This window comes from Allobosea sp. TWI1241 (assembly GCF_039673065.1).
Classification (GTDB): domain Bacteria; phylum Pseudomonadota; class Alphaproteobacteria; order Rhizobiales; family Beijerinckiaceae; genus Allobosea.
Map to the genome: position 1 here is coordinate 485,472 of NZ_JBDJKW010000001.1, position 12,471 is coordinate 497,942.

The 12,471-nt window shown below is 69.5% G+C and carries 11 protein-coding genes; 10 read left to right on the plus strand and 1 reads right to left on the minus strand.

The features are described from left to right. Positions 1-13: 13 nt before the first annotated feature. Positions 14-3,613, minus strand: a complete 3,600-nt coding sequence (locus tag ABE438_RS02345) for a hydantoinase B/oxoprolinase family protein (protein WP_346500807.1) — start codon at positions 3,611-3,613, stop codon at positions 14-16. Positions 3,614-3,894: 281 nt separating this feature from the next. On the opposite strand from ABE438_RS02345, the gene ABE438_RS02350 reads away from it, so the two are divergent. From ABE438_RS02350 to ABE438_RS02395, 10 genes are all read left to right on the plus strand, one after another. Beyond that, complete coding sequence (locus ABE438_RS02350) at positions 3,895-4,443, plus strand: TRAP transporter small permease (protein ID WP_346500808.1); 549 nt, start codon at positions 3,895-3,897, stop codon at positions 4,441-4,443. After that, positions 4,443-5,750 (plus strand): TRAP transporter large permease, encoded by a 1,308-nt coding sequence (locus tag ABE438_RS02355; protein ID WP_346500810.1) that lies wholly within the window; start codon positions 4,443-4,445, stop codon positions 5,748-5,750. Before ABE438_RS02350 ends, ABE438_RS02355 begins: the two co-directional genes overlap by 1 nt. A 61-nt stretch (positions 5,751-5,811) precedes the next feature. Further along, positions 5,812-6,798, plus strand: a complete 987-nt coding sequence (locus tag ABE438_RS02360; protein ID WP_346500812.1) for a TRAP transporter substrate-binding protein — start codon at positions 5,812-5,814, stop codon at positions 6,796-6,798. A 1-nt stretch (position 6,799) separates the two neighbouring features. Continuing rightward, positions 6,800-7,540, plus strand: a complete 741-nt coding sequence (locus tag ABE438_RS02365) for an aspartate/glutamate racemase family protein (protein WP_465248542.1) — start codon at positions 6,800-6,802, stop codon at positions 7,538-7,540. Continuing rightward, the gene (locus ABE438_RS02370; RefSeq protein ID WP_346500816.1) at positions 7,527-8,063 is read left to right on the plus strand and encodes a winged helix DNA-binding protein; all 537 of its coding nucleotides are present in this window, start codon (positions 7,527-7,529) and stop codon (positions 8,061-8,063) included. The genes ABE438_RS02365 and ABE438_RS02370 overlap by 14 nt, the downstream gene beginning before the upstream one ends. Before the next feature lie 121 nt (positions 8,064-8,184). Continuing rightward, positions 8,185-9,081 carry a DMT family transporter gene (locus tag ABE438_RS02375; protein WP_346500818.1) on the plus strand — a complete coding sequence of 299 codons (897 nt, stop codon included), beginning with the start codon at positions 8,185-8,187 and terminating at the stop codon, positions 9,079-9,081. Between the two features lie 129 nt (positions 9,082-9,210). Beyond that, complete coding sequence (locus tag ABE438_RS02380) at positions 9,211-10,344, plus strand: iron-containing alcohol dehydrogenase (RefSeq protein ID WP_346500820.1); 1,134 nt, start codon at positions 9,211-9,213, stop codon at positions 10,342-10,344. Positions 10,345-10,468: 124 nt separating this feature from the next. After that, positions 10,469-10,927, plus strand: coding sequence for a hypothetical protein (locus tag ABE438_RS02385; protein WP_346500821.1), 459 nt, complete (start codon positions 10,469-10,471; stop codon positions 10,925-10,927). A gap of 17 nt (positions 10,928-10,944) precedes the next feature. Beyond that, on the plus strand, positions 10,945-11,613 hold the full coding sequence (locus ABE438_RS02390; RefSeq protein ID WP_346500823.1) for a ribonuclease T2: 669 nt from the start codon (positions 10,945-10,947) through the stop codon (positions 11,611-11,613). A 6-nt stretch (positions 11,614-11,619) separates the two neighbouring features. After that, positions 11,620-12,471: a 23S rRNA (adenine(2030)-N(6))-methyltransferase RlmJ gene (locus tag ABE438_RS02395; RefSeq protein WP_346500825.1), complete on the plus strand. Its 852-nt coding sequence runs from the start codon at positions 11,620-11,622 to the stop codon at positions 12,469-12,471.

A 12,471-nucleotide genomic window follows, 5' to 3' on the forward strand; every position in this document is an offset into this window, starting at 1 on the left:
CTCCAGCTAAGCCTCAGCCCTTCGGCTTTCCATACCCCCCGGCCGTCGGCGTGATCACCGTCACCGCCTCGCCGGCCTCCAGGAAGGTCTGGTCGGAGGGCTGCAGCTCCTCGACCGTGCCCGTCAGGCGCCGCACCAGGGTGCGGCCGAGCTCGCCGGCCTCGCCGCCCTTGATGCCGAAGGGCCTCACCCTGCGATGCGAGGCGAGGATGGCGCAGTCCATGCCCTCCCTGAAGCGGATGGTGCGGCTGGTGCCGTCGCCGGCGCTCCATTCGCCCTTGCCGCCGGAGCCGGCGCGGATGTGGAAGTCCTCCAGCACGACCGGGAAGCGCGACTCCAGGATCTCGGGATCCGTCAGCCGCGAATTGGTCATGTGGACATGGACGCCTGAGGTGCCGTCGAAGCCGGGCCCGGCCGGCGAACCGGAGCAGATGGTCTCGTAATACTGGTAGCGGTCATTGCCGAAGGTGAGGTTGTTCATGGTGCCCTGCGAGGCGGCCATCGCCTCCAGCGCGCCGAACAGCGTGTTCGTCACCGCCTGCGAGACCTCGACATTGCCGGCGACCACCGCCGCCGGATAGCGCGGCGCCAGCATCGAGCCCTCGGGCACGATGATCCTGATCGGGCGCAGGCAGCCGGCGTTCATCGGGATCGCGTCGTCGACCATGACGCGGAAGACGTAGAGCACCGCAGCCCGCGTCACCGGCGCCGGCGCGTTGAAATTGTCCTCCCGCTGCGGCGAGGTGCCGGTGAAGTCGACCGTCGCCTCGCGCGCCTCGCGATCGATCGAGATCTTCACCTTGATCGCGCAGCCCTGGTCCATCGGATAGGTGAACTCGGCGTCGTGCAGGCGCGTCAGCAGGCGCGCGACGCTCTCGGCCGCATTATCCTGGACATGGCCCATATAGGCCTGCACCACGTCGAGCCCGAAGGAGCGGATGATCTTGCGCAGCTCGGCGACGCCCTTCTCGTTGGCGGCGATCTGCGCCTTGAGGTCGTTGACGTTCTGAACCGGGTTGCGGGCCGGCCATTGCGCGCCGGTCAGGAGCCCGACCAGCTCGCTCTCGCGGAAGCGGCCCTGATCGACGATCTTGAAGTTGTCGATATAGACGCCTTCCTCGTCGATATTGGTGGCGCGCGGCGACATCGAGCCCGGCGCCGTACCGCCGACATCGGCATGGTGGCCACGGCTCGCCACCCAGAACAGGATCTGCGTCTCGGCATCGTCGAAGACCGGGGTGCAGACCGTGATGTCGGGCAGGTGCGTGCCGCCATTATAGGGCGCGTTGAGGCAGAAGACGTCGCCGGGGCGGATCACCGGGTTGTTGGCGATCACGGTCTCGACCGAGCGGTCCATCGAGCCGAGATGGACCGGCATGTGCGGGGCGTTGGCGACCAGCGCGCCGGTCTGGTCGAACACCGCGCAGGAGAAGTCGAGCCGCTCCTTGATGTTCACCGAATAGGCGGTGTTCTGCAGCGTCACGCCCATCTGCTCGGCGATCGACATGAACAGGTTGTTGAAGATCTCGAGCATGACGGGATCGGCCCTGGTGCCGATCGCCGCCTGCTGGACCAGCTCCTTCTCGCGCGTCAGCACCAGATGGTCGCGCGCGGTCAGCCGAGCGCGCCAGCCATCCTCGACCACGACCGTCTGGTTGGCCTCGATCACGATGGCCGGACCGGCGATGCTCTGGCCCGGCGTCATCGCCTCGCGGCGCACCACCGCCGCGTCGTGCCACTGCCCCTTGGCGAAGAAGCGGGTGCGCTCGCTCGGCTGCGGCTCGCCGGCGCCCTCGGCCAGCTCGGCCTCGGTGAAGCGGGCGCCGCCGCCGATGGCCTCGACCTCGACGGCCTCGACCACCAGCGCCTTGCTCTCGTCCATGAAGCCGAAGCGCGCCTTGTGCGCGGCCTGGAAAGCCTCGCGCATCGCCTCGGAAGAGCCGGCGGCGACCGCGATCGCCGTGTCGGTGCCGGCATAGCGCACATGCGGGCGCACATGCAGGGTGATGTCGGCCTCCGCCACGCCCTGCCCGGCGACCTCGGCGCGTGCATCCGCCGCCAGCTTCTCGGCGAGCGTGCCGATCGCCGCCTCGACGGCGCCGTCGAAAGGCACGTCCAGCGCCGCGGTGCGCGTAGCGCGGATCTCGGCGAGGCCCATGCCATAGGCCGAGAGCAGGCCGGAGAACGGGTGCAGCAGCACCGTCTTGATGCCGAGCGCATCGGCGACGAGGCAGGCATGCTGGCCGCCGGCGCCGCCGAAGGAGTTCAGCGCATAGCGGGTGATGTCGTAGCCGCGCTGCACGGAGATCTTCTTGATCGCCTCGGCCATGTTGGCCACCGCGATCTGAATGAAGCCGTCGGCGACCTCCTCGGGGCTGCGGCCGTCGCCGACCTCGGCCGCCAGCGTCGCGAACTTGCCGCGCACGGTCTCGACATCGAGCGGCTCGTTCTGCCCGGCACCGAAGATGGCGGGGAAATAGGAGGGGATCAGCTTGCCAACCATGACGTTGGCGTCGGTCACGGCGAGCGGGCCGCCGCGGCGATAGGCGGCGGGACCAGGATTCGCGCCGGCCGAATCGGGACCGACGCGGAAGCGCGCGCCGTCATAGTGCAGGATCGAGCCGCCGCCGGCGGCGACAGTGTGGATCAGCATCATCGGGGCGCGCATGCGCACGCCGGCGACCTCGGTCTCGAAGGCGCGCTCATACTCCCCGTCGAAATGGGCCACGTCGGTCGAGGTGCCGCCCATGTCGAAGCCGATGACCTTCTCGAAGCCGGCCGAGCGGCCGGTCTCGGCCAGGCCGACGACGCCGCCCGCCGGGCCGGAGAGGATGGCGTCCTTGCCCTGGAACAGATCGGCGGCGGTCAGGCCGCCCGAGGACATCATGAACATCAGCCGGGCGCCGGTGCGCGCCACGTCGAGCTCTTCCGAGACCTGCGCCACATAGCGGGCGAGGATCGGCGAGAGATAGGCATCGACCACGGCGGTGTCGCCGCGCCCGACCAGCTTGATCAGGGGCGAGACCTCATGGCTGACGGAGACCTGCGGGAAGCCGATCTCGCGGGCGATGCCGGCCACCAGGGTTTCGTGCTTCGGATAGCGATAGCCATGCATGAACACGATGGCGAGCGCCCGGAACCCGGCGTCGAACTGCGCCTGCAGCGCGGCGCGCACCGCCTGCGCGTCGGGCGTGCGCTCCACAGTACCGTCGGCCAGCACGCGCTCGTCGATCTCCTCGACCGCGTCATAGAGCTCGGCCGGCTTGACGATCTGCTTGGCGAAGATGTCCGGGCGGGCCTGGTAGCCGATGCGCAGCGCGTCGCGGAAGCCCTTGGTCGTCACCAGAAGCGTGCGGTCGCCCTTGCGCTCCAGCAGCGCGTTGGTCGCGACCGTGGTGCCCATGCGGACCTCGCCGATCAGCCCGGCCGGCATCGCCGCGCCGGCCGCCAGCCCGAGATGGTCGCGAATGCCCTGCACGGCGGCGTCACGATATGCACCGGGATTTTCCGAGAGGAGCTTGCGGGCATGCAATTTGCGTTCAGGATCACGGGCGATCACGTCGGTGAAGGTGCCGCCACGGTCGATCCAGAAGTCCCAGCGCTGCGCAGTCATGGCCCGTCTCCAACAAGTCGCCGATCACAGTGACGGATCATCGATAAATCGTCGATGTTTTATTGACAAGCCAAGACGGCCCGCTAGCATCGCGACAGCGCCGGCTAGCGTCCGCGCCAATGATCGGGCAAAGGGGCTGAGGGGCCCTTCCGGCATCTTGAGGAGAGAGCGATGACCGCACGCGTCGTGGGCGTTCGCCCGCATGGGGGGAAGAGCGCCGGTCTCGCGTACCGTCGCTCCGGTGCACCGCAGGCGAGCGCGCCGCAGCGAGGCGCCACGCCATGATCCGCCGCCTGCTCGACATGCTGTATTTCGGCGCCGGCGTGCTTGCCGCGCTGTTCCTGCTGGCGATCTTCGCCATGATGCTGCTGCTGCCGATCGGCCGCGAAACCGGCTTCAACATCCCCTCCGGCGACGATTTCACCGGCTGGGCGCTGGTCGCGATGTCCTTCCTCGGCCTGGCGCACACCTTCAAGCGCGGCGAGATGATCCGCGTGACGCTGCTGCTCGAGCGCCTGCACGGCGCCAAGCGCCGCATCGCCGAGCTCTTCGCGCTGTCGGTCGGCATCGCCTTCCTCGCCTATTTCACTTGGCAGTGCGTGATCCTCGCGCATGATTCATGGCGCTTCAACGACATGTCGACCGGCGTGGTCTCGGTGCCGCTGTGGATCCCGCAGTTCGGCATGGTGCTCGGCCTCGCGCTCCTGCTGATCGCGATGATCGACGAGCTGGTGATCGTGCTGCGGGGCGGCCGCCCGACCTATGAACCGGAACCAGCGAAGACCGCCGAGGAACTCGTCGAGCGCGTCGCGCAGGGTGGAGGCGTCTGATGGGTCTCGCTGAGCTGTCGCTCGTCCTCCTTCTCTTCCTGGTCTGCGTCCTCGGTGCCGGCGTCTGGATCGGCGTGGGTCTCGGCCTGGTCGGCCTGGTCGCAATGGCGCTGGTCACCGACGTGCCGATCGGCCAGGTGCTCGCGACCTCCGTCTGGAGCGCCTCGGCCTCCTGGACGCTGGCGGCCCTGCCGCTCTTCATCTGGATGGGCGAGATCCTGTTTAGGACCAGGCTGTCCGAGCAGATGTTCCAGGGCCTCTCGCCCTGGCTGCAATGGCTGCCCGGCCGGCTGGTCCACACCAACATCGTCGGCTGCGGCATCTTCGCGGCGGTCTCCGGCTCCTCCGCCGCCACCTGCGCCACCATTGGCAAGATCGCCCTGCCCGAGCTCAAGAAGCGCGGCTATGACGAGGGGCTGAGCATCGGCACCCTGGCGGGCTCCGGCACGCTCGGCCTGCTGATCCCGCCGTCCATCCCGCTCGTCGTCTACGCGATCACGGCGAACGTCTCGGTGCTGCAGGTCTTCCTCGGCGGCTTCCTGCCCGGCCTGCTCGTGATGGCGCTCTATATGGGCTACGTCATCGTCTGGTCGCTGCTGAACCCGGACAAGACCCCGCCGCGCGATCCGCCGATGCCGTTTCGCCAGAAGCTGCGCCAGTCGGCCAAGCTCGCGCCCTGCCTGCTGCTGATCGCGGCGGTCTTCCTAGCGCTGATCCTCGGCATCGCCACCGCCACCGAATGCGCCGCCTTCGGCGTGACCGGCGCGCTGGTGCTGGCCTGGTGGAGCGGCACGCTGAGCTGGGCGACCTTCCGCGAAAGCCTGATGAGCGCGACCCGCCTGACCTGCATGATCATGCTGATCCTGGCCGGCGCGGCCTTTTGCACGGCGGCGATGGGCTTTACCGGCATCCCGGCCGCCCTGGCGGAATGGGTGAAGGGCCAGGACCTCTCGCCACACATGCTCGTGCTGGCGATGACCGTGATGTACATCATCCTGGGCTGCTTCGTGGACGGCATCTCGATGATCGTGCTGACCGCCGTCATCGTGCTGCCCATGGTGAAGGAAGCCGGTTTCGACCTGATCTGGTTCGGCATCTACCTCGTCATCCATGTCGAGATGGCCCAGATCACCCCGCCCGTCGGCTTCAACCTGTTCGTGCTGCAGAACATGAGCGGCAAGGACATGTGGACGATTGCGAAGGCGGCGTTTCCGTTCTTCATTCTCCTCAACATCGCCGTGCTGATCATCACGACCTTCCCGGAGATCGTGCTCTACCTGCCCAAGCTCGCCTTCCCGGACTCCTGACCGGGCAGGCGCCGGACCGACCGTCGCGAAACCATAACCAGAAAGAGAGAGGAACAGCCTGATGCTCAACCGCAGAACCGCCCTCGCCGCGCTCGCGCTCGGCTGCAGCGCCTTCGCCATGGCCGCCCCGGCCGTGGCCCAGACCAAGTGGAACCTGCCGGCCGCCTACCCGGCCGACAATCCGCACACCGAAAACCTGATGCTCTTCGTCAAGGACGTCGACGCCGCGACCAGCGGCAAGCTGCAGATCACGGTCCATGCCGGCGCCTCGCTGTTCAAGGCCCCCGAGATCAAGCGCGCCGTCCAGACCGGCCAGGCCCAGATGGGCGAGTTCCTGCTCTCGATCCACGAGAACGAGGATCCGATCTTCGGCATCGACGTGGTGCCGTTCCTCGCCACCTCCTTCGCCGAGTCGAAGAAGCTCTACGTCGCCTCCAAGCCCGCGATCGAGAAGAAGCTCGAGAGCCAGGGCGTGAAGCTGCTCTTCATGGTCCCCTGGGCGCCGCAGGGCGTCTATTCCAAGAAGGACATCAACACGATCGACGACATGAAGGGCCTGAAGTGGCGCGCCTACAATGTCGGCACCGCGCGCCTGGGCGACCTGCTCGGCATGCAGTCGGTGACCGTGCAGGCGGCCGAGCTGCCGCAGGCGCTCGCCACCGGCGTGGTCAACTCCTTCATGTCCTCGGGCGGCACCGGCTACGATTCCAAGGCCTGGGAGTCGCTGACGCACTTCTACGACGTGCAGGCCTGGATCCCGAAGGACGCGACCATCGTCAACAAGGCCGCCTTCGACAAGCTCGACAAGCCGACGCAGGACGCGCTCCTGAAGGCCTCGGCCGCCGCCGAGGAGCGGGGCTGGAAGATGTGGGAGGAGAAGGCCGCCTGGTATATCGACCAGCTCAAGGCCAAGGGCATGAAGGTGCAGCCGCCGTCCCCGGAGCTGGCCGCGGGCTTCAAGAAGGCCGGCGAGACCCTGACCGCCGACTGGCTGAAGAAGGCCGGCGCCAACGGCCAGGCCATCCTCGACGCCTACCGCAAGATGTGAGCTGCGAGGCTCCGCCGCGCTTTTCCGGCGCGGCGGGGCCGGCGGACGCGAACGGGACGACATGACCCTCGGCGTTCTGATGCTGGATACCGGCTTCCGGCGTTTCCCCGGCGATATCGGGGCGCCGGAAAGCTTTTCGGGGCCCGTGATCTTCGAGCGCGTCCCGCAGGCGACCGCGCGCCGCATCGTCGGCATCGCCGATGACGGCTTTCTCGCGCCTTTCCTCGCCGCCGGCGAGCGGCTCGTCGCCCGCGGCGCCACCGCCATCACCACCTCCTGCGGCTTCCTGATCGCCTACCAAGCGGCGCTGGCCGCGCATCTGCCCGTGCCGGTCGCCACCAGCTCGCTGCTGCTGATCCCGATGCTGGCGCAGGCGCTGCCGCCCGGCCGGCGGGTCGGCGTGCTGACCTTCTCTCGCATGGGCCTCTCGGCGGCGCATCTCGCTGCGTCCGGCGCCGCCGCCGACACGCCCGTCGCCGGCCTGCCGGATGCGGGCGTCTTCCGCAGCGCCATCCTCGAGGAGCCCTGCGCCGACGGGTTCGCCGCCCGCGAGGCGGAGGCGGTCGACGCGGCGCGTGCGCTCGTCGCCGCCGCGCCGGAGATCGGCGCCATCGTGCTCGAATGCACCAATCTCTCGCCGCACCGCGCCGCGATCGCGGCCGCGACCGGCCGGCCCGCTTACGACCTCTGGCCGCTGGTCGGCATGATCACCCAAGGACGGACCCGCGATGTCAGATGCTGACCCGAAGCCCGCCCCCACGGGCCTGGGCCCGATCGTCTCCTCCGGGCACCTCGCCTCGGGCGCCATGCCGGCGCTCTCGGAGTTCGAATTCGCCCTGTCGATGACGGTGCACGCCTTCCATCGCTGGATCGTGCGCGGCATGACCGCGTCCGGCCTGCCCGAGCTGACCCCGATGGACGTGCTCGTGCTCCACAACGTCAACCATCGCGGCAAGGCCAAGCGCCTCGCCGACATCTGCCTGATCCTCAACATCGAAGACACGCATCTGGTGAACTACGCCCTGAAGAAGCTGGAGCGGCAGGGCCTCGTCACCAGCCGTCGCAAGGGCAAGGAGAAGATCGTCGCGATCACCCCCACCGGCGAGGAAGCGTGCAGCCGCTATGCCGGCATCCGCGAGCAGATCCTGGTGAAGTCCGTGCTGGCCTCCGGCATCGATCCGGGACGACTCTCGGAGATCGCCGCGGCGATGCGCTCGCTGTCCGGCCAGTACGACCAGGCGGCCCGCGCCGCGGCCAGCCTCTAGCGCCGCTCACGCCCCGCAGCCGGTGCGTCCGGCCCTTGCGTCAACATGGCTTGCGGAGACCGGGGCGCCGGGCCAAGACAGGCATCTCGCCACTCTTGGTCACTCTTGGCTCGTCAGGTCGATGGCTCCCCGCAACGCCTCCCTTGCCGGCATCATGATGATGCTGATCGGCATCCTGCTGTTCTCGATCAACGACGTGATGGGGAAATGGCTCGTCGCCACCTACACGGTCGGGCAGGTGCTGCTGCTGCGCAGCGCCGCCGCCCTCGTGGTGATCGCCCCCTTCGTCGTCAGGCAGGGCCTGTCGCGCACGCTGCGGCCTGAGCGGCCGGGCCTGCAATTGCTGCGCGTGCTGCTCGGCTCCTGCGAGGTCGCGCTGTTCTACTGGGCGGTGTCCTATCTGCCGCTGGCCGACACGATGACGATCTGGCTGGCCGCCCCGGTCTGGGCTGTGGTGCTGGCCGCGGTGCTCCTCGGCGAGAAAGTCGATGCCGGGCGCTGGCTCGCCGCAGTCGCCGGCTTCGTCGGCGTCGCCATCGCGCTCAACCCGTCGGGGCAGAGCCTGTCCATGCCGGCGATCATCGCCGTGGTTGGCAGCCTCTCCTTCGCGGCGCTGATGATCACCGGCCGCCAGCTCAAGGGCACGCCCGACGTGACGCTGGTCGCCTGGCAGACGCTCGGCGCGCTGGTCATGGGCCTGATCCTGCTGCCCTTCGGCTGGGTCACGCCGACGCTGGCCGACACCGCCCTGCTCGCTTTGCTCGGGATCGTCGCCATGGTGGCGCATCTGTGCGTCACGCGCTCGCTCAAGCTCGCCGAGGCCTCGGTGGTCGTGCCCTACCAGTACACGCTGATCGTCTGGGCACTGGTCTTCGGCTGGCTGGTCTTCAACGACTGGCCGACGCCGTCCATGCTGGTCGGTGCGGCGCTGATCGTCGCCGCCGGCTTGGCGCTGATGGTGCTGGAGCGCCGCAGCAGCGCCCCGGCCGAGGCGACGCAGCCGGTCGAGCCCGGCTGAGCCGCGCCTGGGGCGGGTCCGCGCCGGAGGCCCCTGCAACGAAAGCGCGCCGGTGGGGGTAGCCTCGCGGCGCGCGACAGGTCAAAAAGCCCCGCCCCCCAGTGAATGGCGGCGGGCGGGAGGACAGATATGGCGACGATCAACTACCTGACCACGATCCAGTTCGGCTTCGGCGAGCTCAAGGCCATCGCGGCCGGGCTCGAGGATCTCAAGGTCTCGCGCCCGCTGATCGTCACCGACCGTGGCCTGGCGGCGACCGACATCGTCGAGCAGCTGCGCGCCGCGGCGCCGGCACTCGGCAACGCCGCCATCTTCGCCGACACCCCGACCAACCCGACAGAGGAGGCCGTCGAGGCCGCTCTGGCGGTCTATCGCGAGAATGGCTGCGACAGCCTGGTCGCGATCGGCGGCGGCTCGCCAATCGACCTCGCCAAGGGCGTCGCCCTGCTCGCCGGCCATGACGGCCCGCTCGAGACCTATGCGGCGATTCTCGGCGGCATCCCGAAGATCACCGCCAAGGTCGCGCCGGTGATCGCGGTGCCGACCACCGCCGGCACCGGCAGCGAGGTCGGCCGCGCCGCGCTGATCACGCTGAAGGACGGCCGCAAGCTCGGGTTCATCTCCGGCCACCTCATTCCCAAGCTGGCGATCTGCGACCCCGAGCTGACGCTCGGCCTGCCCGCCGGCCTCACCGCCGCCACCGGCATGGACGCGGTCACCCACTGCATCGAGACCTATCTCAGCCCGCGCGACAATCCGGTCGCCGAGTCGATCGCCCTCGACGGGCTGAAGCGCGCGGTCGCCCATATCGAGCGCGCCGTCGCCGACGGCTCCGACCGCGAGGCCCGCAAGGAAATGCTGATGGCCGCGCTGCAGGGCGGCCTGACCTTCCAGAAGGGGCTGGGCGCCGTCCACGCGCTCTCCCACCCGCTCGGCGGCCTCAAGGACGTCTCGCTGCATCACGGCACGCTGAACGCCGTGCTGCTGCCGGCGGTGCTGCGCTTCAACGCGCCCTCCGCCGAGGCGAAATACGCCGAGATCCGCCGCACGCTCGGCCTCGCCCCCGATGCCGACCTGGCCGCGTGGATCGCCGGGCTGACCGCGCGCCTCGGCCTGCCGGCAACGCTGACGCAGATGGGCGTGCCGCGGTCCGTCATCCCCGCCATTGCCGAGGCCGCGACCAAGGACCATTCCAGCGCCTCCAACCCGCGCCAGGCCAGCGCGGCCGACTATGCCTCGATGCTCGAGGCCTCCTTCGGCTGAGGCCGGATCGAAAAGCCACAGCCGCCGCCGGTCCGCGCCGGCGGCGGCCATTTGTCTTGACCGCGACTCCCGCCCCCGCCATCGTGCCGGCAACGGATTCCCTCCCCCGCACGAGGCCTTCTCCATGCGCCGCCTCCCGCTGCTGACCACGTTCGCCGCCGCGCTCTGCCTGGCCGTCGTTGCCGCGCAGGCCGCCGGCACCCGCGCCGTCCACCCGGCGGACCGGGCCGAGAACCGCATCATCCCGATGTATGGCCATCTCCCGGCCTGCGAGGATCCGGCAGTGCTCGGCGAGATCTCCAATTCGTTCAATTCGCGCGAGGCCAAGTTCTGGGGCCCGCTGCGCGCGATCTCCTTCGACAGCGTCCGCCCGATCGCCTGGCGCCCCTGGGGCGACGACCTGATCCCGCGCCGCTTCTGCACCGCCCGGATGATGACGAATGAGGGCGTGCTCCGCCGCGTCGACTATTCGGTGCGCGAGAATCTCGGCTTCCTCGGCTTGACCTGGAACGTCAACTGGTGCGTCTCCGGGCTCGACCCGCTGCGTAGCTACGCGCCCGACTGCAAGATGGCCCGCCCCTGAGCCGTATCGCCCGCGCCATGCGCCTCGGCCGCCTCGCCCTCCTGCTCGCGACGCTGCTCGCTGTAGCCACGCCGGCTTCCGCACAGCGCGACCGGCGCGGCGGCTCGCCCGGCAATTTCGACTTTTACGTGCTGGCCCTGTCCTGGACGCCGGGTTTCTGCGCGCTCGGTGGCGACGAGCGGCGCGATGCGCGCGAGCAATGCGCCGACGGCACCGGGCTGGGCTTCGTCGTCCACGGGCTCTGGCCGCAATACGAGCGCGGCTTTCCCAGCGATTGCAGCGCCTTCGAGCGCTCGCCCTCGCGCATCGCCATGCGCGAGGCGGACGGGCTGTTCCCCTCGGAGGGCCTCGCCCGCTACCAGTGGCGCAAGCATGGCACCTGCTCGGGCTCCAGCCCCGCCGCCTATTTCGCCGATGTCCGCAAGGCCCGCGACAAGATCGCGATTCCGCCGCTGCTGACGAGCGTCGAGCGCGACCGCACGCTCGACCCGATGGCGATCGAGCGCGCCTTCACCGAGGCCAATCCCGGCTTGCGCCCGGACATGATGGCTGTGGCCTGCCGGCGCGGGACGCTGCAGGAGGTCCGCATCTGCCTGACCCGCGATCTGCGCGGCTTCCGCAGCTGCCCCGAGGTCGACCGGGCCGGCTGCCGTACGCGCGACCTGCGCGTCGACTCGATCCGCTGAGCCAAGATGAACTACCGCCACGGCTTCCATGCGGGCAATTTCGCCGACGTGCTCAAGCATGTCGTGCTGGCCCGCATCCTCCTGCACCTCGCGGCCAAGGACAAACCCTACCGCCTGATCGATACCCATGCCGGGGCCGGCCGCTATGATCTCGGCTCGGACGAGGCACTGCGCACCCATGAATGGCGGGACGGCGTCGCGCGGCTCGCCCAGTCGCCTCTGGCACCGGCCGTCGAGGAGCTGCTGGCACCCTGGCGCGAGGCCGTCGCCGCCGCCCGCGAGGCACACGGCTCCTCCGCCTATCCCGGCTCGCCCTGGATCTGCCGCCACGCCATGCGCGCCGAGGACCGGCTGATCGCGGCCGAGCTGCACGACAACACCTTCCGCAAGCTCAGCGAGGCGCTCGGGCGCGACCGGCGCTGCAAGGCGCTGGAGATCGACGGCTGGACGGCGCTGCGCGCCAATGTCCCGCCCAAGGAGCGTCGCGGCCTGGTGCTGATCGACCCGCCCTTCGAGGAGCGCGACGAGTTCGCCACCATGGCGCAGGCGGTGATCGAGGCCCATCGTAAATGGGCGAGCGGCATCTACGCCCTGTGGTATCCGCTGAAGGATCGCGACGGCGCCGAGGCGATGCTCGACGCGCTGCTGGAGGCGGGCATCGGCCGGCTGCTGCGGCTGGAGATCGAGGTCGACCGGCCGGAGGCCGCCGGCGGGCTCGGCGCCACCGGCATGCTGCTGATCAACCCGCCCTGGCGCCTCGCGGAGGAGGCGCAGATTCTCCTGCCGGCGCTGGCGGAACGGCTCGCCCAGGGCCCGCGTCCGCGCTATCGATGCGAGCCGATCCGCCCGGACGGCTGA